The organism is Serratia sp. OLAL2 (assembly GCF_002752475.1).
In the GTDB taxonomy this organism is placed as follows: domain Bacteria; phylum Pseudomonadota; class Gammaproteobacteria; order Enterobacterales; family Enterobacteriaceae; genus Serratia; species Serratia bockelmannii.
The window spans coordinates 319,648-340,770 of the sequence record NZ_MSTL01000001.1 but is presented as its reverse complement, the minus strand read 5'-3'; the positions used below and the strand labels follow the sequence as shown (position 1 = coordinate 340,770).

Sequence of the window (21,123 nt, the reverse complement as noted above, 5' to 3'; positions counted from 1 at the left end):
TGAAGCCCTCGCAGGAGGGCTTTTTTTTACCCGTTGGCGGCTGTTTTGACGAGTTCCACCACCAGCGGTGAAAGCTCGCCGCGCAGCGCGGCGCGTTCCGACTGGAACAGCGTGGCGACGTAAAAACGCCGGCCCGGCAGTTCGATGGCGCGCACGTCGCCTTCGCTGTCGTGGCCGCTGATGATCAGCGGGAAGCGCTCAAGATCGGCGACGAATTCCGGATTCACGCCAAAGTTGCAGTGGTAGCCTTCATGGGTGTTCAGGCTGCCGTAGGCCTGTGCGACGCGGGTGTCGGGCTGAAAAACGATGTCGCCGGTTTTTTCCACCAGCGAGCAACTCAGCGGGGCGATCACCAGCCGGCCACCGCTGTCGGTTTCCGCATGGCCGGCGTCGTGCCAGCCCATCACGTTGCGGGCGTATTCGACGATGGCGTATTGAAAACCACCGCAGGAGCCGAGGAACGGCACGTCGTTTTCCCGCGCATGACGGATCGCCATAAAGGCGCCGTCGTCGTAACGATACGGGCTGCCTGGCACCACCCAGATGGCGTCGAAATTTTGCAGCGTTTCGGGGGAGATCAAGGTTTCGGTCGGTAGCCACTGGGGCTGCACGTCAATATCGAGATGGGCGGCGGTGAGCTGGAGCGCCACGGGGATGGCCTGATGGGCCACGGCTTGCGGGTTGTAATCACCGACCAGAGCAATGCGAACTTGAGCTTTCATCATTTCCGTTCCTGTGCGGGTAAAGAAGGAGATTACAGGAAAGTAGAGTGTCGAGCCGCCGTTTTTTAAAGGTGGCGCACAAAAAAGCCCGGCATTGGCCGGGCTGAAAAAAAAGGTCAGTACAGCGAGGGCGCACCAGCCGGTCGGGTTTTGAAACGGCGGTGCAGCCACATGTATTGCTCCGGCGCTCGCATGATCTCTTTCTCGATCACTTTGTTCATGTAAGCCGCCGCCGCCTGTTCGTCGCTGAGTGGATAGTCTTCCAGGGCCGGCTGGATCAGCAGGTCGTAGCCGCGGCCGCCTTCGCGGCGGATCAGCACTACCGGCACCAGCGCCGGGTTGGCCATGCGCGCCAGCATAAAGGTGCCGCTGGTGGTAGCGGCCTGATCGACGGCGAACAGCGGGGCGAATACGCTGCCGCGCGGGCCGTAGTCCTGATCCGGCGCGAACCATACCGCCTCGCCGCGCTTGAGCGCGTGCACCATGCCACGCAGATCTTTGCGGTCGATCATCGCCTTGTTGGAACGCATGCGGCCTTTGGTCTGCGCCCACTCCATCGCTTTATTGTTGTGCGGACGGTACATCGCCATCATCGGCTGGCACAGGCCCATTGCCCGGCCGCCCAGTTCCAGCGACATGAAGTGCACGCCGATCACCAGCACGCCGCGATCGTCGCGCTGCGCCATTTTGAGGTGGTTGATGCCGGAGACGTTGAACCAGCGTTTGACGCGTTTATCCGACCAGAACCAGGCCATGCCGGTTTCCAACAGGCCCATGCCGAGCGATTCGAAGTTGCCCACCACCTTGCGCTCGCGCTGCGCTTCGTCCATCTCGGGGAAACACAGCTCGAGGTTGCGACGAGTGATGGTGACGCGGCGTTTGAGAAATCGCATCGAGGTACGCCCCATCCACACTCCCAGCCGATTGAGCAACGGGTAGGGGAGCTGGACCAGCAGGAACAGCAGGGCGAGGCCGAACCAGGTTAACCAGTAGCGCGGGTGCAGCAAGGCCAGTTGAAATGCTTTGGCTGATTTCATAGAAACTCTTTTTATACGTTAAAAGGGGCAGCAAGCTGTAACGCATATAAAGGTTCCACTCGATAGCGATACGACTACTCAGACACCCAGGTACGGCCAGGGTTTAGTCGGAATTCCATAATTGACTAAACATTTACATTCGAAGGGCGGTTTGCGCTGCTATCAGGCTTCGGAGGGATAGCTGTTGGCCAGCGGAGGCGGCTCTAGGAACGTGTATGTTAACACAGGGTACGGGGTGTGGCGGAAGAGGGGCATGCGAATATTCTCATTCGCGTTGCCCCTGTGTTGACGATTGGCGACGGTTTACAGGCTGGGGAGGATGATGGCGGCGAAAATAGCGACGATCACCAGCCACTTCAGCAGGTAGTAACCACGGCGGTTGCGCGCTTTCAGGCGTTGGCCGGCATCGCGCACTGCGTTGACGTACTTGAAGATGCGGTTGATGCCGCCGGTGCGGTCCTGATCGTCGTTCGGCGAGCTGGCTGCCGACATCAGCGTGGCGCCGACCCAGTGGTTGACCGCCTGCGCCCAGCGCCATTTCATCGGCCGTTCGACGTCGCAAAACAGAATGATGCGCGTCTGATCGGTGGCGTTCTGCGCCCAGTGCACGTAGGTTTCATCAAAGATCACCGCCTCGCCGTCGCGCCAACTGTGCTGCTCGCCATCGACCTCGATGAAGCAGCGATCGTCGTTGGGCGTCATCAACCCCAGATGGTAGCGCACCGAGCCGGCGTAAGGATCGCGGTGTTTACCTAAATGGCTGCCGGGCGGCAGCTCGGCGAACATCGCGGCCTTGACCGACGGGATGCGGTTGAGCAGCTCGACGGTTTTCGGGCACAGCGTTTGCGCCGAAGGGTGGCTGTCGCTGTACCACTTCAGATAAAAACGTTTCCAGCCGCGTTTGAAGAAGGTGTTGAATCCGGCGTCGTTGTGCGACTGCGCCTTTTTGATGTGATCCTGCAAGCGCACGGCTTCCTCGCGGATCACCTGCCAGTTGTCGGTCAGCGTCTGTAGCTCCGGGAAGCCTTTTTCGTCGAAATAGGGCTGTTTGGCGGGCAAACGGGAGAAGCCGGTCATAAACATGTTGATCGGCCCCATAAAGGTGGAGTGATCGAACAGTTGGCGGGTAAGCTTTTGTTTCTCTTTGCCGCGGGAGTGTGCGTAGAGGAAGCTGATGATAAAAATGCCGATAATGATCGCGGCAACCATAGAATCCATCCCTGTTGGTGCTTGTTAAAAATTCGTACAAATTATAGTTTTGTGACAGGAAAAATTTAACTTTTTCGTGCGCTTTCCCCGCTCATACTGCTTGGTGGCATAAAAAATCAATAAAACCGTTGGTAATAAAATTTTGTATCGATTTTTTTGGTTTTAGTCCTATTCTTAAATCGTTCAAGGGGCATTTCATGCCATCTTGTTTCATGACGAATGGCACGTATCTGAGAAAAGAGGGACTTATGAAGAAATCAATCATTGCCTTGTCTGCACTGCTGCTCGCTTCCCCGGTGTTCGCTGCTGAAACCGCGACCGACACCGCCGCTCACGCCAGCAACGAGGTCGTCGCTGAGGCGCATAAAGGGGCGGATACCGCCAAAGAAAAGCTGCACCAGTCTCAGGACAAGGGTGAAGAGCTGAAGCTGAAAGCCAAGCACGCCGCCGAAGGCAAGAGCGACAGCGTCGGCAGCAAAGTGAGCGAAGGCTCGCAAAAGGCCTGGCACTCCACCAAACAGGGTACGGAGAAGGCTTGGGACAAGACCAAGCAAGGGGCGGAAAGCCTCAAGAACAAAGCGACCGAATAAGGTCTCCGCTTTACCCCAAGGGCCGCGCTGCGGCCTTTTTTATTGCCCGCAAACCAGAGCCTATGCCCCCGCTTTGTCGCCCCGAGTAAAACGTGAGAGTATTCTTCATCGATTGGCGACTCAATCGTAAGCAAGGAGGAAGCTCTATGAGATCCCACTGGGTAAGGCGTTTATTTACACCCTCACCAACCTGGACAGGCAGAGCATCGGTTATCTTGGGTCTGCTGGTGTTTGGGGTGTTGAGCGGGCTGGATAGCCTGGGTGTGGAGTTGGACGGGTGGAAGCGCTCCGTGATGGTCGCGGCCGTGGCGGGTATTTGCTATTTCATTGCCGGATATATTGATAAGCGCATTCCGCGCAAAGCCCCGCCAATGTAGGCATAAATCAGACAAAGAAAAAGGCGCTTATCAAATGAGATAAAGCGCCTTTTCAACACGTTAACTGACTAGTATCAGTTCATGCCGTATTTTTTCAGCTTCTTGCGCAGCGTGCCGCGGTTGATGCCCATCATCAGGGCTGCGCGGGTTTGGTTGCCACGGGTGTATTGCATCACCATGTCCAACAGTGGCTGTTCAACTTCAGCCAGTACCAGCTCATACAGGTCATTTACGTCTTGACCGTTCAGTTGAGCAAAATAGTTCTTCAGTGCTTGTTTAACCGAGTCACGCAGAGGCTTTTGAGTCACCTGATCTTGTGAGTTAACGGTAGAAACGGTCAGTACGTCAGAATTTACGCGTTGTTCGAACATAGTTCTGTCAGCTCTTTTTTTACGCTAAGATTTTCGAAATATGCCTCCAACGCCTCCAGCTGTTCGCTGGCATCCTCTATGGCGTTGAATGTGCGCCGAAACTGGTCATTCGGAGCGTGTTCCTGGAGATACCAGGACACGTGCTTACGAGCAATCCGGAATCCCTTGCCTTGGCCATAAAAGCCGTGCAATTCCCGAATGTGCCCAATCAACAAGCGCTTCACCTCGCCAAGCGGCAGCGGCGGCAGCAACTCCCCAGTGTCCAGATAATGCTGGATTTCCCGGAAGATCCAGGGTCTCCCCTGAGCAGCGCGGCCTATCATCAGGGCATCGGCCCCGGTGTAGTCGAGCACTGCTCTGGCTTTATGCGGGTCAGTAATATCCCCATTCGCGATAATCGGAATGGAAACACTCTGCTTAACTGCCCGAATGCTGTCGTATTCCGCGTTGCCGTTAAACAGACAGGCGCGGGTTCGGCCGTGAATCGTCAGGGCCTGAATACCACAGTCTTCGGCCAGTTGGGCAATCTCTACACAGTTACGATGCTCTGGCGCCCAGCCGGTGCGAATCTTCAGCGTTACCGGCACATCCACTGCGTCAACCACCGCGTGGAGGATCCGTTTAACCAGATCCGGGTACTGCAACAAAGCGGACCCGGCAAGCTTCCGGTTCACTTTTTTGGCCGGGCATCCCATATTGATATCGATGATCTGCGCGCCGCTGGCCACGTTGATACGCGCGGCGGCGGCCATATCATCAGGATCGCATCCGGCAATCTGCACGGAGCGGATCCCTGGTTCATCGCTATGCACCATACGCAGACGCGACTTATCCGTCCGCCACACCTCCGGGTTGGAGGAGAGCATTTCGGATACAGCCATCCCAGCACCCATTGCATGACAGAGGGTTCTGAACGGGCGATCTGTAATACCGGCCATCGGGGCCGCAATCAGGCAATTAGTAAGCTGGTGGTGTCCAATGCGCATAGACAAAGAGTGACCATACTGTGTCCGCAAGGGCGCGTATATTACGCATTTTTGCGTCGAGATGAAAGGCCAAACTTTAACCAATTGGCCCTGTATTAGGGCGAAAAATGCGCTACGCGGCGATTCATAAAAATATTATATATATTTTACAATGAGTTGACGAAAAGTGCTTATTTTGTGTGCGGCAAAATATTCGCCTTTGTGCAGAATATTATCTGCATTCGCCCGCTATTTTTGCTGGTATAGCCTGCCTGGAAGGCGCATTGTCAGGGCGATCCGTCGTTGAACGGCAAAAAATTGCATAAAATTTTGTCTCGTCCGTCTGGCGATCGCCGGACAAAAAAATCCACCGGCGCAGGGCCGGTGGATGAGGGGGCAATAGACCGTGACGCTTACTTGCGGCGGCCGGTGATACGGCACCACTCTTCGCGCTCGGCGACCGGATCGAGCGTGAACTTCTCTTCGTAGGCTTCCGCTACGCTGCTCGCCTGGCTGGCCAGCACGCCGGACAGCCCCAGATGACCGCCGGCCTTCGGCAGGCAACCAATCAGCGGCGCCAGCTCGCGCAGCGGGCCGGCGAGGATGTTGGCGACCACCACGTCCGCCAGCAGGTCCGCCGGCTGGTCTTTCGGCAGATACAGCTCCAGACGCTCTGAAACGCCGTTACGCTGTGCGTTATCGCGGCTGGCCTGAATGGCCTGGGGATCGATGTCGATGCCGATAGCGCGCGCCGCACCCAGCTTCAGCGCGGCGATCGCCAGGATGCCGGAACCGCAGCCGAAGTCGATGACGGTTTTGCCGGCCAGATCGAGGCCGTCCAGCCACTGCAGACACAGCGCGGTGGTCGGGTGGGTGCCGGTGCCGAACGCCAGGCCCGGATCGAGCATCACGTTAACCGCGTCGGGATCGGGAACGTCGCGCCAGCTCGGGCAGATCCACAAGCGCTCACCGAAGCGCATCGGGTGGAAGTTGTCCATCCACTCGCGCTCCCAGTCCTTGTCTTCCAGCTGTTCTATCTTGTGGCGGAAACCGGCGCCCAGCAGCGGGTGCTGTTCCAGCATCGCCACCACCTCGGCCATATCGGTTTCGGCGTCGTACAGGCCGATCACGTCGGTATCGCCCCACAGCAGGGTTTCACCCGGCAGCGGTTCGAACACCGGGTTGTCGTGGGTGTCCTGGAAGGTCACCGACACGGCGCCGCTTTCCACCAGCGCGTCGCTCAGGTCTTCCGCCTGGCTGCCGGTGGTGTTCAGTTTGAGTTGGATCCAAGGCATAGCAATTCTCTTTAAGAGGGTAATGATGACGCCGCCCGGCGCTTTTCGCCGACGATGTTACCGAGATAAAACGCCAACAGGCTGAGCAACAGCGAAGGCACGATAGGATGCAGCCCCGCCGGTTGCAGGTTGAAGCTGGCCAATAGCGTATAGCATACCGCACCCGACACCATTGAGCTAAGCGCTCCCTGAGCATTGGCGCGTTCCCAATACAGGCCCAGCACCAGCGGCCACAGGAAGACCGCCTCCAGCCCGCCGAAAGCCAGCAGGTTGAGCCAGATGATCATCTCAGGCGGCCGCCAGGCCGCCAGCAGCACCAGCAGACCGAGGATCAGCGTGGTCAGGCTGGAGAAGCGCTTGATCAACCGCTCGTTGTGGATCTGCTGTGGGCGTACGCCCAGGTAGAGATCCTTGATGATGGTGGCGGAGGATTGCAGCAGCTGGGCGTTGATGGTCGACATGATCGCCGCCATCGGCGCCGCCAAAAAGATCCCGGCGGCGTACGGCGGCAGCACGGTGATCATCAGCGTCGGGATCACCTGATCGGGGATCTTGAGGTCCGGCAAGACCGCGCGGCCGAGCGCGCCGGCCAGGTGCATGCCGAACATCAGCACCGCCACCACCACGGTGCCGAGCAGAATGCCGCGATGCACCGCCTTGCTGTCTTTGTAAGAGATGCAGCGCACGGCGGTGTGCGGCAGGCCGATCACCCCGAAGCACACCAGGATCCAGAACGACGCCATAAACGGCAGGCTGAGGATTTGATCGCCGCCCTGCGGCGACACTAGCGCCGGATCGATCTGCTGCAGCTTGTCCACCGCGCTGTGCAACCCACCGGCGGAGTGGATCACCGCCACCAGCAGCAGTACGGTGCCGAGCAGCATCACCAGCCCCTGCATGGCGTCGTTCAGCACGCTGGCGCGGAAGCCGCCGAAGGCGGTGTACAGCGCGATGCTGATGCCGAAGATCAGCAGGCCGGTGTCGTAGGGAATGCCGGCGGCGGTCTCCAGCAGGCGGGCGCCACCGATAAACTGCACCGTCATGGCGCCGAGGAACGCCACCAGCAGACTGAGGCTGGCCAGCCACACCAGCAGGCGGCTTTGGTAGCGGCCATACAGCATGTCATTGAGGGTGATGGCGTTGTAGCGCCGCGCCAGGATGGCGAATTTCTTGCCCAGCACGCCGAGCGACAGCCACACCGCCGGTAGCTGGATCATCGCCAGCAGCACCCAGCCCAGGCCGTATTTATAGGCGGCGCCGGGGCCGCCTATAAACGAACTGGCGCTGATGTAGGTGGCGGTCAAGGTCATCGCCAGCACAAAGCCGCCCATCGAGCGGTTGCCGAGAAAGTATTCGCTGAGGAAATTCCCGCTCTGGCGGCGGCTGTAGGCATACACCGACAGGCCGAATACCAGCAACAGGTAGGCGACCAGCGGCAGGATCACTTCAGTTTGCATCGCTGTCCTCCAGCGAAATGTCGCGGAACACCGTGCGCACCATCAGCCAGCACAGGCCGGTGAACAGCAGCGGGACCAGCAGGCAGGCCATTTCGAACCAGTGCGGCAGGCCGGTGACGCCGATGGCGCTGTCCGGCAGGTAGGCCGCCAGCCCCCAGGCCAGCAGGTAGAGCAGCGTCAGCCCCAGCGCCCAGCGCGCTTCGCGGTGCGCCTGAATAAAGCGTTTGTCCATCCGTGTCTCCCATAGGTTTACGGTGATGGATTCATCAAAGGTAGGGAATTTTACGGCATGACGGCGTTTTGCCAAGCCGTTACTGGCGGCAGCGCCAAAGAAAAAGGCCGGTGATTAACCGGCCTTTCGTCAGACGATGCTGCGTGGCTGCCTTAGGTTTCCTGCAGACCCAGCTTCTTCTCCAGATAGTGGATGTTGGTGCCACCGTGCTGGAAGTTTTCGTCGTTCATGATCTTCTGCTGCAGCTCAACGTTGGTTTTGATGCCATCGATGATCAGTTCAGCCAGGGCGTTCTTCATGCGGGCAATCGCCACGTCACGGTTTTCGCCGAAGGTGATCAGCTTGCCGATCATGGAGTCATAGTACGGCGGTACGGTATAACCGGCGTAGATATGAGATTCCCAACGCACGCCGAAACCGCCTGGCGCGTGGAAGCGGGTGATCTTGCCCGGGCTCGGCAGGAAGGTGTTCGGATCTTCGGCGTTGATGCGGCATTCTACCGCGTGGCCGTGGATCTTCACTTCTTCCTGTTTGATCGACAGCGGCTGACCGGCAGCGATGCGCAGCTGCTCTTTGATCAGATCTACGCCGGTGATCATTTCGGTAACCGGGTGTTCTACCTGAATACGGGTGTTCATTTCGATGAAATAGAACTCGCCGTTTTCATACAGGAACTCGAAGGTGCCCGCACCGCGGTAGCCGATTTCCACACAGGCTTTCGAGCAGCGCTCGCCGATGTAGCGGCGCATTTCGCTGGTGATGCCCGGCGCCGGCGCCTCTTCGACCACTTTCTGGTGGCGGCGCTGCATGGAGCAGTCGCGCTCGGCCAGATAGATGGCGTTGCCCTGGCCGTCGGCCAATACCTGAATCTCGATGTGGCGCGGATTCTCCAGGTATTTTTCCATATACACCATGTCGTTGTTGAAAGCCGCTTTGGCTTCCGCTTTCGTCATGTTGATGGACTGCTCAAGGTCTTTGTCGCTGCGCACGACGCGCATGCCGCGACCGCCGCCGCCGCCGGAGGCCTTGATGATCACCGGATAACCGATGCGCTTGGCGAAGGCACGGTTTTTATCCATGTCGTCGGTCAGCGGGCCGTCGGAGCCCGGTACGCAGGGCACGCCGGCTTTTTTCATGGCGTTGATCGCGGAAACCTTGTCGCCCATCAGGCGGATGGTTTCGGCTCTCGGGCCGATGAAGATGAAGCCGGAGCGTTCAACCTGCTCGGCGAAGTCGGCGTTCTCCGACAGGAAGCCGTAGCCCGGGTGGATCGCCACGGCGCCGGTGATTTCCGCCGCCGAGATGATGGCCGGGATGTTCAGGTAGCTTTTTACCGATGGCGCAGGACCGATGCAGACGGTCTCGTCGGCCAGCAGAACGTGTTTCAGATCGCGGTCGGCCGCGGAGTGAACCGCAACGGTCTTGATGCCCAATTCCTTACAGGCACGCAGGATGCGAAGCGCGATCTCGCCGCGGTTGGCGATAACAATTTTATCAAGCATGGGGGCGCCTCGTTATTCGATGACGACCAGCGGCTCGTCATATTCGACCGGCTGGCCGTTTTCCACCAGGATGGCTTTCACGACGCCGGACTTGTCCGCTTCGATCTGGTTCATCATTTTCATGGCTTCAACGATGCACAGGGTATCGCCGGCGTTCACTTTCTGGCCCACTTCCACGAAGGCTTTCGCGTCCGGGCTTGGGGTGCGGTAGAAGGTGCCTACCATTGGGGAACGAACGACATGGCCACTCACGGCCGCCGGTGCTGCAGGGGTTTCTGCCGCAGGCGCGGTGGCAACGGCGGTAGCCAGGGCTGGCTGCTGCTGTGCCGGCATCGCGTAGGCCTGCTGCATGACGGGATAAGCCTGCGCCGGTGCGGCACGGCTGATGCGAACCGATTCTTCGCCTTCAGAGATTTCCAGTTCAGAAATACCTGATTCTTCAACCAGTTCGATCAGTTTCTTGATTTTACGAATATCCATGAGTGTGATTCCGTACTCTTTTTGTGGAGCAATTAGTGGGTTTTCGACAGACGGTTAACCGCTGCCTGTAAAGCGAAAGCGTAGCCATCCGCGCCGAGGCCGCAAATCACGCCTACCGCTACGTCTGAGAGATAAGAGTGATGGCGGAAAGGTTCGCGGGCGTGCACGTTGGACAGGTGGATCTCGATGAACGGGATCTGCACCGCCAGCAACGCATCGCGCAGCGCCACGCTGGTATGCGTGAACGCCGCCGGGTTTATCAGAATGAAATCGGTGTTGCCGCGCGCCTGATGAATGCGATCGATCAGCTGATGCTCGGCGTTGGATTGCAGATGGCTCAGGGTAATATCCAATGCGGATGCCTGGTTTTCCAATCCGTTAACAATCTCTGTCAGCGTCGTGCTGCCGTACTTCTCCGGCTCACGCGTCCCCAGCAGATTGAGATTGGGGCCGTTCAGAAGCAAAATGTGAAACTTATCCGCCATTGTGCTGGTATCTCCGGCAATAAAACCATCATCGTAGAAAATAACCCGATGTTACCGATTTGTCACCTGTTAAGGGGCAAATTCACCCTGAGAACAGAAACAAGGTCGGGCATTATAACGATATCGTAGCAATTCGCAGCTAAATACTGGTCTTATCAGCGAAGATATTCAACCCCAAATCGAGGAACTGGGGGATCCGTGACAGGAATATGAGCGCTGGAACACAGAAAAAGTTCCCGCCGGCGGCGCGCGTTTTTCCGCGCCAATAACGCGCACCGCCGCGCGATTCAGCGCCACCAGGCGCGGAATTTCTTGTAACGCAGGCCCAACAGCGCCACCGCCAACAGCGCGTAAATGAACGGCTGGGGGGAGAATGTTTTGACCGACCACAGGTAGTGGATGGGGGCGAGGATCGCCGCCAGATAGACGAAGTTGTGCAACGTTTGCCATTTGGCCCCCAGCTTGCGCATTGCCCACAGCGTTGACGTGGCCGCCAGCGCCAGCAGGATCAGCCAGGTGAGGATGCCGAGCGTCAGATAGGGCCGGTTCACCAGTTCGCTGCCCAGCAGGCCGAGATTGCTCAGCCCCAGCTCCAGCGTGGAGTAGCTTATCAGGTGCAGCGTGCCCCAGGCAAAGCACCACAGCCCCACCAGACGGCGACAGCGGATCAGCAGCGGCTGACGGGCATAGCGCGCCAGCGGGGCGATAGCCAGCGTGGCCAGCAGCAGTTTCAGCGTCATCCTGCCGGTGAAATGCTGGATGTCCTTGGACGGATCGGCGCTGAACCAGCCTTGATCCACCGCCAACACCAGCCAGAGAAAGGGCAAAAACGCCGCCAGATGCAGGGCGGCTTTCAGCCATTTGATATGAACAGGCGTCAGGCGCACTTAGAAATTCTCCCGCAGATCCATACCGCGATACAGCGACGCTACCTGGTCGGCATAGCCGTTGAACAGCAACGTCGGTTGGCGTTTAACGTCGAGAATGCCGCCGGAGCCGATAAAACGCTCGGTGGCCTGCGACCAGCGCGGATGATCGACGTGCGGATTCACGTTGGCGTAAAAACCGTACTCGTTCGGCGCAGATTGGTTCCAGGTGGTCGGCGGTTGATCGCGCACCAAACGGATATGCACGATCGATTTGATGCCTTTGAAGCCGTATTTCCACGGCGTGATCAGCCGCAGCGGCGCGCCGTTTTGCGGCGGCAGGGTTTTGCCGTACACGCCGACGGTCAGCAGCGCCAGCGGATGCATCGCCTCGTCCAGCCGCAGCCCTTCGACGTAGGGATATTTCAGGCCACCGCCGATAAAGCGATCTTTCTGGCCGGGCATCTGCTCCGAATCGTACAGCGTCTGGAAGGCCACGTAGCGCGCGTTGCTGTTCGGTTCGGCCAGCTTGAGAAGCTTGCCCAGTTCGAAACCGATCCACGGCACCACCATCGACCAGGCCTCGACGCAGCGCATGCGGTAAATGCGCTGTTCCAGCGGGAAACGCTTCATCAGATCGTCGATATCCAGCGTGATCGGCTTCGCCACTTCGCCGTCGATGCGCACTTTCCAGCCTTCGGTCTTTAGCCCGCCGGCGTTGGCGGCCGGATCGGCTTTGTCGAGGCCGAACTCATAGAAGTTGTTGTAGCCGGTGACCTTGTCTTCCGGCGTCATCGCCAGCTGCGCCTGCCAGGCGGCCGGTTTGCTGAATTCCAGCGCTTTGCCCGGCGGCGCCTTGGGGCGATCGTTGCCCTTGAACCACGACAGCAGGTCCGCCTGTGCGCCGGTAGGCAGCGCCAGCGTGGCGGCGGTGATGCCGAGCGCCTGCAGCACTTTGCGCCGCTGATGGAATACGCTCTCCGGTGTGACGTCGGCCTCGGTCAATTTGGGGTGTTTGTTCATGCTTATGTTCTCCGCGACTGATGCCCGCCGCCCGCGAGCGGTTAACGGGGCTTTATGAAATAAGCATGGCGCTAAAGCCGGCCGGAAGCGAGGGGGCGCGGGAAAATATGAAATTTCGCAGACGCCGGTGAGCCCCCCGTCGCCGGGGGGAGTCCGTCAGCGGATTTTCACCAGGGTGCGGCCGGTGATTTGGTTGTTCAGCAGCGCGGCGGCGGTGGCCGGCGCCTGTTCGAGGGTGATTTCGTGCGTGGCTTGCTGATAGAAACTGTCCGGCAGAATACCGGCCAGCCGTTCCCAGGCGGTTTGGCGGCGGTGCAGCGGCGTATGCACCGAATCCACGCCCTGCAGGCGCACGTTGCGCAGAATGAACGGCATCACGGTGGTCGGCAGTTGATAACCGCCCGCCAGGCCGCAGGCGGCGACGGTGCCGTTATAGTTCATCTGCGCCAGCACCCGCGCCAGCAGTTTGTCGCCGACGGTGTCCACCGCGCCGGCCCACAGCTGTTTCTCCAGCGGACGCGGCGTGTCGATATAGCCATCGCGCGACATGACCTCTTTGGCGCCGAGCGCTTTCAGGTACTCGGTATTGCTGTCGCGGCCGCTGATGGCGGTCACCCGGTAACCCAGCGCCGCCAGCAGGGCGATGGCGGTGCTGCCCACGCCGCCGCTGGCGCCGGTGACCAGGATATCGCCGTCGTCCGGGTGTACGCCGCCTTCTTCCAGCGCCATCACGCACAGCATGGCGGTAAAGCCGGCGGTGCCGATGATCATCGCCTTGCGCTCATCCAGGCCGTTCGGCAGCGGCACCAGCCACTCACCGGAGACGCGCGCCTGCTCGGCCAGGCCGCCCCAATGGTGTTCGCCCACGCCCCAACCGGTGAGCACCACGCTTTGCCCCTCTTTGAAGCGATCGTCGCGGCTGTGGCGCACGGTGCCGGCGAAGTCGATGCCCGGCACCATCGGGAAGTTGCGCACGATCTTGCCTTTGCCGGTGATCGCCAGCGCATCTTTATAGTTCAGGCTTGACCAGTTGATGTCGACGGTGACATCGCCTTCCGGCAACCGATCGCTGCCGATATCTTTGATATGAGCCAGAGTTTGGTCGTCTTGTTGTTCCAATAACAGTGCACGCATGTCACTCTTCCTCTCGTTTACACTTTTCTATCAATGGCTGAATCACATTTATTTGACTATATGCATAATAAGCGGCCCAAGTCCTGATAAAGGACAAAAACGGCGCTTGCAGGTTTAATTCCTCGGCAAGGCTTGTTAGGGTTGGACGGCCCCTTTTAGCTAAAGGGTGAACACTCACTTAACCATAGCGGACAAGGCACAGGGATGCGATTTACCACCAAACTCTCTGCATTGATCACTCTGTTGGTCGCGCTGGCGATGTTTTTGATGCTGATGGGATGCTCATACAGCTTCTTTTACATTACCCAGGATCGCCAGGAGCGCCGCTTTGATTCGCTGGTCACCTCTCTCGATCAAGCCATGTTGCAGGAATCGCCGCGCGATCAGGAGAAATGGTTGCCGATTGTCATGCGTCCGCTCGGCATTGTGTCGATCCGCGTAGAGGCCGGTACCAGCAAGCTCCTCGACTATAAATTGCCGACGCTGAAAAAAGAGCCCTGGGATGCGCTGAACGGCTATCGTCAGGTCTCGCGAACTCTGTTGCAGCACCCGGGCAGTACGCTGCACATCACCTACCTCGATCCCTTCGCCAGCGACGTGCGCACGCTGCAATCCACCGCCGCCGTCACGCTGTCGATCGTCGTCATGGTGGTGGTTTTGCTGTTCAGCCTGCGCTGGCTGCGTGAGCAGGCCGACGGCGAAGATCGTCTGGAACGCCGTGCGCGGCGCATTCTGAACGGCGAGCGTGAAAACGTCATGCAGGGCGACGTGCGTGAGTGGCCTGCCAACGTCAGCGGCGCGCTCGACCGCCTGCTGGCCGATCTGGCGGAAGCGCGGGAAGAGCGCAGCCGGGTCGATACGCTGATCCGCGCCTTCGCCGCGCAGGATGCCAAAACCGGGCTGAATAATCGCCTGTTTTTCGATAACCAATTGACCACTCAGTTGGAAGATGAAGGCTCGCACGGCATCGTGATGATGGTGCGGCTGCCCGACTTCGAGACCCTGCGCGAGACGCACGGCAGCATGGCGGTGCAAGAGCTGATGTATTCGCTGGTCAACCTGCTGTCTACCTTCGTGATGCGCTACCCGTCGGCGCTGCTGGCGCGCTACTTCCACAGCGATTTTACCGTGCTGTTGCCGCATCGAACCCTGAAGGAAGCCGACGGCATCGCTTCACAGCTGGTCAACGCCATCGATGCCTTGCCTTCCACGGCGCTGATCGATCGCGAGGCCTTCCTGCACATCGGCATCGTGGCGTACCGCAGCGGTCAAACCACCGAGCAGGTAATCGACTATGCGGAGCAGGCGACGCGCCACGCTACGCTGCAGGGCGAAAACGGGTGGTATGTGTACGACAGCCAGGTGCCGGAAAAGGGGCGCGGCAGCGTCAAGTGGCGCACGCTGCTGGAACAGGTGCTGGCGCGCGGCGGCCCGCGGCTGTATCAGAAACCGGCGGTGACCGTGGAAGGCGAGGTGCACCATCGTGAGATCATGAGCCGGATCTATGACGGCACCCAGGAATTGCTGCCGGCGGAATATATGCCGCTGGTGCAGCAGTTGGGGTTGGCGGAGAGTTACGATCGCCAACAGGTGAGCCGCATCATTCCCTTGTTGGCGCAGTGGCCCGAGGAAACGCTGGCGTTTCCGCTGTGCGTGGACTCGATTTTGCAGCGCTCTTTCCAGCGCTGGCTGCGCGATACGCTGTTGCAATGCGAAAAAAGCCAACGTCGGCGAATTCTGATTGAACTTGCGGAGGCAGATGTGTGTCAACATATCGACCGTTTGCGTCCGGTGCTGAGGCTGTTGTCAGGGCTGGGCTGCCGTCTCGCGGTGTCCAAAGCGGGTTTAACCGTGGTCAGTACGTCCTATATCAAGTCGCTGCAGGTGGAGATCGTCAAGCTCCACCCGGGGCTGGTGCGGAGCATTGATAAGCGGGACGAAAACCAGCTGTTCGTGCAGAGCCTGACCGGCGCCTGCGCGGGCACGCGTGCTCAGGTGTTCGCGGCCAGCGTACGTACGCGCAACGAATGGCAGACGCTGAAAGAGCGGGGGATCCACGGCGGGCAGGGCGACTTTTTCGCATCGCCGGAACCTATCGACGCGGGGCGTAAAAAATATTCACGTCGTTATCGTGTTTAAGCTGATTGCCGGACAAAAATTGACGTAGAATGAGCGCCGGATCCATCTGGGCCATGTCACCCGTCATTTTGGAGTTTTCTCCAATCTGCCTGCGACAACGACGCCTATTTGAGATAGGCTCTTGTCAGCTTTTATCTGGTTGGCGTTGGTAGGTGCTTACCATCGGCGGCAATCAGGGAATATGTTAGATTTTATGAGCTGTGTTACGCCGTTTCGTGCGTTGACAGGGTGGTAAACTGAGCCTTTGTTCAGGGAATTCAGGCCTCATCCAATTTCCGTGCATTCGAGCAGAAACAATACAGACTATTTTTCACCGAAGTAGAACGTTTTTGCGCCTTGTCGCTGCTTCGTGTGGTTGGTAAAGTAGGCGGATTTTATTTTCCGCCCCCAGCTTGCAGGATTATCCTTTCGTTATGTTTAAGAAATTTCGTGGCATGTTTTCCAACGACTTGTCCATCGACTTGGGTACCGCCAATACCCTGATTTATGTTAAAGGGCAAGGCATCGTACTGAATGAACCTTCGGTGGTTGCCATTCGTCAGGATCGTGCCGGCTCCCCAAAGAGCGTCGCGGCCGTCGGTCATGACGCCAAACAGATGCTGGGCCGCACCCCCGGCAACATCGCGGCTATTCGCCCGATGAAAGACGGCGTGATCGCCGATTTCTTCGTGACTGAAAAAATGCTGCAGCACTTTATCAAACAGGTTCACAGCAACAGCTTTATGCGCCCAAGCCCGCGCGTGCTGGTCTGTGTGCCGGTCGGCGCGACCCAGGTTGAACGCCGCGCTATCCGCGAGTCCGCCCAAGGGGCCGGCGCGCGTGAAGTGTTCCTGATTGAAGAGCCGATGGCGGCGGCGATCGGCGCAGGTCTGCCGGTCTCCGAAGCGACCGGCTCCATGGTGGTGGATATCGGTGGCGGTACCACTGAAGTGGCGGTGATCTCGCTGAACGGCGTGGTGTACTCTTCTTCCGTGCGCATCGGCGGTGACCGCTTCGATGAAGCCATCATCAATTATGTGCGCCGCAACTACGGCTCGCTGATCGGCGAAGCCACCGCAGAGCGCATCAAGCACGAAATCGGTTCTGCCTACCCGGGCGACGAAGTGCGCGAAATCGAAGTGCGCGGCCGTAACCTGGCTGAAGGCGTACCGCGCGGCTTTACCCTGAACTCCAATGAAATCCTCGAAGCCCTGCAAGAGCCGCTGACCGGTATCGTCAGCGCGGTGATGGTTGCGCTGGAGCAGTGCCCGCCAGAATTGGCCTCCGACATTTCCGAACGCGGCATGGTATTGACCGGCGGCGGCGCGCTGCTGCGCAACCTCGATCGCCTGCTGATGGAAGAAACCGGCATTCCGGTCGTGGTGGCGGAAGATCCGCTGACCTGCGTGGCGCGCGGTGGCGGCAAGGCGTTGGAAATGATCGACATGCACGGCGGCGATTTGTTCAGCGAAGAATAGTCAGCCCCTGGAAGGAGGAATCGTATCGGATGAATGCGCACAGCGAAAATCGGGTACGGTTCCTCTTTCTGTTGTCGAGGAACTCGCATAATTTATGAAGCCGATTTTTAGCAGGGGGCCTTCCCTGCAACTGCGACTTTTTTTGGCGGTGATTGCGGCCATTGGCCTGATCGTTGCCGACAGCCGGCTCGGCACGTTCGTGAAGATACGCAACTACATGGACACCGCAGTCAGCCCTTTCTATTTTCTGGCCAACGGGCCACGTAAAGTTTTGGACAGCGTGTCAGAGACGCTGGCCACCCGCCAACAGCTGGAGCTGGAAAACCGCGCTCTGCGGCAGGAACTGCTGCTGAAAAACAGCGATATTCTTCTTCTTGGCCAATTCAAGCAGGAAAACGCCCGCTTGCGCGAGCTGCTGGGTTCTCCGCTGCGCCAGGACGAACACAAGATGGTCACCCAGGTGATCTCCACCGGCTCCGATCCTTACAGCGATCAGGTCGTTATCGACAAAGGGTCGGACAACGGCGTCTATGAAGGCCAGCCGGTGATCAGCGACAAGGGCGTGGTTGGCCAGGTGGTGGCGGTGGCGAAAGTCACCAGCCGCGTGCTGCTGATCTGCGACGCCTCGCACGCGCTGCCGATTCAGGTGCTGCGTAACGATATTCGAGTGATCGCCGCGGGCAGCGGCTGCGCCGACGATCTGCAACTGGAGCATCTGCCGAACAACACCGATATCCGCGTTGGCGACGTGCTGGTGACCTCCGGCCTCGGCGGCCGCTTCCCGGAAGGCTATCCGGTGGCGGTCGTTTCCTCGGTCAAGGTCGACAATCAGCGCGCTTACACCGTGATTCAGGCGCGGCCGACCGCCGGTCTGCAGCGCTTGCGCTACCTGCTGCTGCTGTGGGGCGCCGATCGCAACGGCGACATGCCGCTGCCGCCGGACGAAGTGCACCGCGTCGCCAATGAGCGCCTGATGCAGATGATGCCGCAGGTGTTGCCGCCTGCCGGTTCTGTTGGGCCGCAGCTGCCCGCACCGGCCACCGGCGTGGCGCCGCAACCCGCCGGCGCTACGCCATCGGCTCAGCCTGCCGCGGCGGGAGTGGTGCAATGAACAGTTACCGCAGCCACGGGCGCTGGATCATCTGGCTGTCGTTCCTGGTGGCGTTGGTGCTGCAAATCATGCCGTGGCCGGAGCAGATCTACATGTTCCGGCCTTCCTGGCTGGTGCTGATCCTGATCTACTGGGTGATGGCCTTGCCGCATCGTGTCAACGTCGGTACCGGCTTCGTGCTGGGGTTGATCATGGATCTGATCCTCGGCTCTACGCTGGGCGTACGCGCGCTGGCGCTGGGCATCATCGCCTATCTGGTGGCGTTCAAATTCCAACTGTTCCGCAATATGGCGCTGTGGCAACAGGCGCTGATCGTCGTGCTGCTGTCGCTGTCGATGGATGTGGTGGTGTTCTGGGCTGAGTTTTTAGTGATCAACGTCTCTTTCCGCCCAGAGGTATTCTGGAGTAGTGTGGTAAACGGCATTTTGTGGCCGTGGTTATTCCTGTTGATGCGCAAAATCCGCCGTCAGTTCGCCGTACAGTAAGGGTATATCAATGACTTCGCTTTATCTGGCCTCCGGCTCCCCACGTCGACGTGAACTGTTGACCCTGTTGGGCGTGTCGTTTGACATTCTGCTGACGCATACCGAAGAGCAGCGCCGGGAAGGCGAAGCCGCAGAGGCCTATGTGCGCCGTCTGGCGCAGGACAAGGCCAAGGCGGGCGTGGCGCTGGCGCAGGAAGATCGGCCGGTGCTGGGCGCAGACACCATCGTGGTGCTCAACGGCCGGGTGCTGGAGAAGCCGCGCGACGAAGCCCATGCGGCGGACATGCTGGCGGCTCTGTCGGGCAAACAGCATCAGGTGATGACGGCGGTGGCGATCGCCGATCGCCACGACGTGCGCTGCCAGCTGGTGGTGACCGACGTGACGTTCCGCAGCCTGTCACAACAGGATATCCGCGACTATATTGCTACGGGCGAACCGATGGATAAAGCGGGCGCCTATGGAATTCAAGGAAAGGGTGGTTGTTTCGTCAGAACGATAACCGGGAGTTATCACGCGGTGGTCGGTCTGCCGCTGGTCGAAACACATGAGCTGCTCAGTAATTTTGTCGCATTACGTGATGTAAGAACCGGTTGATGGGCGCTGCCATTATCGACCGGCTCTGAGGAGAAGGCATGACAGCTGAGCTACTGGTTAATATCACACCGTCTGAAACGCGGGTCGCCTATATCGATGGCGGCATTCTGCAAGAGATTCATATCGAACGCGAATCCAAACGCGGCATCGTCGGCAATATCTATAAAGGGCGCGTCAGCCGCGTCCTGCCGGGGATGCAGGCGGCGTTCGTCGACATCGGCCTGGACAAGGCCGCCTTCCTGCACGCCTCCGACATCATGCCGCATACCGAATGCGTCGCCGGCGACGAGCGGAAAAACTTTCATGTGCGCGACATCGCCGAGCTGGTGCGCCAGGGGCAAGACCTGATGGTGCAGGTGGTGAAAGATCCGCTCGGGACCAAGGGCGCGCGTCTGACCACGGATATCACGCTGCCTTCGCGCTATCTAGTCTTCATGCCGGGCGCGGCGCACGTCGGCGTTTCGCAGCGCATCGACAGCGAAGCCGAGCGCGAGCGCCTGAAGTCCATCGTTGCGCCGCACTGCGACGAGCTGGGCGGCTTTATTATCCGCACCGCGGCGGAAGGCATCGGCGAGGAAGAGCTGGCGCAGGATGCCGCGTTCCTCAAACGCCTGTGGACCAAGGTGATGGAGCGCAAGAAGCGCAACCAGACCAAATACAAGCTGTACGGCGAGCTGGCGCTGGCGCAGCGCATCTTGCGCGATTTCGCCGGCGCGGCGCTGGATCGCATTCGCGTCGATTCGCGGCTGACGCACGATCTGTTGGTGGAGTTTACCGGCGAGTACATCCCGGACATTACCAACAAGCTCGAACTCTACACCGGCAGCCAGCCAATTTTCGATCTGTACGACGTGGAAAACGAAATCCAGCGCGCGCTGGAGCGCAAGGTTGAGCTAAAGTCCGGTGGCTATCTGATCATCGATCAGACCGAGGCGATGACCACCGTCGATATCAATACCGGCGCCTTCGTCGGCCACCGCAACCTCGACGAAACCATCTTCAATACCAACATCGAGGCGACGCAGGCCATCGCGCGCCAGCTGCGGCTGCGCAACCTGGGCGGCATCATCATCATCGACTTTATCGATATGAACAACGAAGAGCATCGCCGCCGGGTGCTGCACTCGCTGGAGCAGGCATTGAGTAAAGATCGGGTAAAAACCACGATCAACGGCTTCTCTCAGCTAGGCTTAGTTGAAATGACGCGTAAACGCACGCGTGAAAGCATTGAACATGTGCTCTGTCACGATTGTCCTACTTGCAATGGGCGCGGCACCGTGAAAACGGTGGAAACCGTGTGCTACGAGATCCTGCGCGAGATTGTACGCGTGCACCATGCTTACGATTCCGATCGCTTCCTGGTGTACGCCTCCGCGGCGGTTGGCGAAGCGCTGAAGAGCGAAGAGTCGCATGCGCTGGCCGAAGTGGAGATCTTCGTCGGCAAACAGGTGAAGGTGCAGATCGAACCGTTGTACAGCCAGGAGCAGTTCGACGTCGTCATGATGTAGCCCGCCCGACATCGGTAGGGGCCCGGCACGCCGGGCCCGTCAGTGCATAGATATTCCCGTTGCCAGGCAGCGGAGCAAGGAGA

The 21,123-nt window shown here is 59.2% G+C and carries 21 protein-coding genes; 7 read left to right on the top strand and 14 right to left on the bottom strand.

Going from position 1 to position 21,123, the window contains the following annotated elements; all coding sequences use genetic code 11:
- Nucleotides 1–26: 26 nt before the first annotated feature.
- From BVU99_RS01650 to lpxO, 3 genes are all read right to left on the bottom strand, one after another.
- Nucleotides 27–725, bottom strand: coding sequence for a CTP synthase (locus BVU99_RS01650; RefSeq protein ID WP_169540440.1), 699 nt, complete (start codon nt 723–725; stop codon nt 27–29).
- 113 nt (nt 726–838) lie between these two features.
- The gene (gene lpxP / locus BVU99_RS01645) at nt 839–1,759 is read right to left on the bottom strand and encodes a kdo(2)-lipid IV(A) palmitoleoyltransferase (RefSeq protein WP_016930250.1); all 921 of its coding nucleotides are present in this window, start codon (nt 1,757–1,759) and stop codon (nt 839–841) included.
- A gap of 303 nt (nt 1,760–2,062) precedes the next feature.
- The gene (gene lpxO / locus BVU99_RS01640) at nt 2,063–2,968 is read right to left on the bottom strand and encodes a lipid A hydroxylase LpxO (protein ID WP_025304427.1); all 906 of its coding nucleotides are present in this window, start codon (nt 2,966–2,968) and stop codon (nt 2,063–2,065) included.
- Nucleotides 2,969–3,216: 248 nt separating this feature from the next.
- Here lpxO and BVU99_RS01635 point away from each other — a divergent pair, with 248 nt between their 5' ends.
- Entirely contained in the window at nt 3,217–3,558 is a 342-nt protein-coding gene (locus tag BVU99_RS01635) for a hypothetical protein (protein WP_016930249.1), read from the top strand.
- A 451-nt stretch (nt 3,559–4,009) separates the two neighbouring features.
- Here the strand turns inward: BVU99_RS01635 and fis are convergent, their stop codons facing one another.
- From fis to BVU99_RS01580, 11 genes are all read right to left on the bottom strand, one after another.
- Nucleotides 4,010–4,306 carry a DNA-binding transcriptional regulator Fis gene (gene fis / locus BVU99_RS01630; protein WP_000462905.1) on the bottom strand — a complete coding sequence of 99 codons (297 nt, stop codon included), beginning with the start codon at nt 4,304–4,306 and terminating at the stop codon, nt 4,010–4,012.
- Nucleotides 4,288–5,292, bottom strand: a complete 1,005-nt coding sequence (dusB, locus tag BVU99_RS01625) for a tRNA dihydrouridine synthase DusB (RefSeq protein ID WP_025304426.1) — start codon at nt 5,290–5,292, stop codon at nt 4,288–4,290. Before dusB ends, fis begins: the two co-directional genes overlap by 19 nt.
- 392 nt (nt 5,293–5,684) lie before the next feature.
- Complete coding sequence (prmA, locus tag BVU99_RS01620) at nt 5,685–6,566, bottom strand: 50S ribosomal protein L11 methyltransferase (RefSeq protein WP_016930246.1); 882 nt, start codon at nt 6,564–6,566, stop codon at nt 5,685–5,687.
- 11 nt (nt 6,567–6,577) lie between these two features.
- Nucleotides 6,578–8,023 (bottom strand): sodium/pantothenate symporter, encoded by a 1,446-nt coding sequence (gene panF, locus BVU99_RS01615; protein ID WP_099816658.1) that lies wholly within the window; start codon nt 8,021–8,023, stop codon nt 6,578–6,580.
- Complete coding sequence (locus BVU99_RS01610) at nt 8,013–8,255, bottom strand: YhdT family protein (protein ID WP_025304424.1); 243 nt, start codon at nt 8,253–8,255, stop codon at nt 8,013–8,015. The genes panF and BVU99_RS01610 overlap by 11 nt, the downstream gene beginning before the upstream one ends.
- A 152-nt stretch (nt 8,256–8,407) precedes the next feature.
- A complete protein-coding gene (accC, locus tag BVU99_RS01605; RefSeq protein WP_019453177.1) occupies nt 8,408–9,757 on the bottom strand; it encodes an acetyl-CoA carboxylase biotin carboxylase subunit in 1,350 nt (449 codons plus the stop codon).
- A gap of 12 nt (nt 9,758–9,769) precedes the next feature.
- Nucleotides 9,770–10,237 carry an acetyl-CoA carboxylase biotin carboxyl carrier protein gene (accB, locus tag BVU99_RS01600; RefSeq protein ID WP_004936889.1) on the bottom strand — a complete coding sequence of 156 codons (468 nt, stop codon included), beginning with the start codon at nt 10,235–10,237 and terminating at the stop codon, nt 9,770–9,772.
- 32 nt (nt 10,238–10,269) lie between these two features.
- On the bottom strand, nt 10,270–10,722 hold the full coding sequence (gene aroQ, locus BVU99_RS01595; RefSeq protein ID WP_004936891.1) for a type II 3-dehydroquinate dehydratase: 453 nt from the start codon (nt 10,720–10,722) through the stop codon (nt 10,270–10,272).
- A gap of 287 nt (nt 10,723–11,009) precedes the next feature.
- Entirely contained in the window at nt 11,010–11,609 is a 600-nt protein-coding gene (msrQ, locus tag BVU99_RS01590) for a protein-methionine-sulfoxide reductase heme-binding subunit MsrQ (RefSeq protein WP_016930241.1), read from the bottom strand.
- Nucleotides 11,610–12,611 carry a protein-methionine-sulfoxide reductase catalytic subunit MsrP gene (gene msrP, locus BVU99_RS01585; RefSeq protein WP_099816657.1) on the bottom strand — a complete coding sequence of 334 codons (1,002 nt, stop codon included), beginning with the start codon at nt 12,609–12,611 and terminating at the stop codon, nt 11,610–11,612. It lies immediately after the preceding gene.
- A gap of 156 nt (nt 12,612–12,767) precedes the next feature.
- Nucleotides 12,768–13,745 (bottom strand): MDR family oxidoreductase, encoded by a 978-nt coding sequence (locus tag BVU99_RS01580; protein ID WP_021505125.1) that lies wholly within the window; start codon nt 13,743–13,745, stop codon nt 12,768–12,770.
- A 204-nt stretch (nt 13,746–13,949) separates the two neighbouring features.
- Between BVU99_RS01580 and csrD the strand changes: the two genes are divergently transcribed.
- The 6 genes from csrD to rng all read left to right on the top strand — a co-directional run bounded on the left by csrD (nt 13,950) and on the right by rng (nt 21,040).
- Nucleotides 13,950–15,884 carry an RNase E specificity factor CsrD gene (gene csrD, locus BVU99_RS01575; RefSeq protein ID WP_099816656.1) on the top strand — a complete coding sequence of 645 codons (1,935 nt, stop codon included), beginning with the start codon at nt 13,950–13,952 and terminating at the stop codon, nt 15,882–15,884.
- A gap of 413 nt (nt 15,885–16,297) precedes the next feature.
- Nucleotides 16,298–17,341: a rod shape-determining protein MreB gene (mreB, locus tag BVU99_RS01570; protein WP_003855260.1), complete on the top strand. Its 1,044-nt coding sequence runs from the start codon at nt 16,298–16,300 to the stop codon at nt 17,339–17,341.
- A 94-nt stretch (nt 17,342–17,435) separates the two neighbouring features.
- Nucleotides 17,436–18,452 carry a rod shape-determining protein MreC gene (gene mreC / locus BVU99_RS01565; RefSeq protein WP_025304420.1) on the top strand — a complete coding sequence of 339 codons (1,017 nt, stop codon included), beginning with the start codon at nt 17,436–17,438 and terminating at the stop codon, nt 18,450–18,452.
- On the top strand, nt 18,449–18,937 hold the full coding sequence (gene mreD, locus BVU99_RS01560; RefSeq protein ID WP_004936918.1) for a rod shape-determining protein MreD: 489 nt from the start codon (nt 18,449–18,451) through the stop codon (nt 18,935–18,937). The genes mreC and mreD overlap by 4 nt, the downstream gene beginning before the upstream one ends.
- A 10-nt stretch (nt 18,938–18,947) precedes the next feature.
- Nucleotides 18,948–19,532, top strand: coding sequence for a Maf family protein (locus tag BVU99_RS01555; protein WP_004936921.1), 585 nt, complete (start codon nt 18,948–18,950; stop codon nt 19,530–19,532).
- Between the two features lie 38 nt (nt 19,533–19,570).
- Entirely contained in the window at nt 19,571–21,040 is a 1,470-nt protein-coding gene (gene rng, locus BVU99_RS01550) for a ribonuclease G (RefSeq protein WP_025304418.1), read from the top strand.
- Nucleotides 21,041–21,123: the final 83 nt, after the last annotated feature.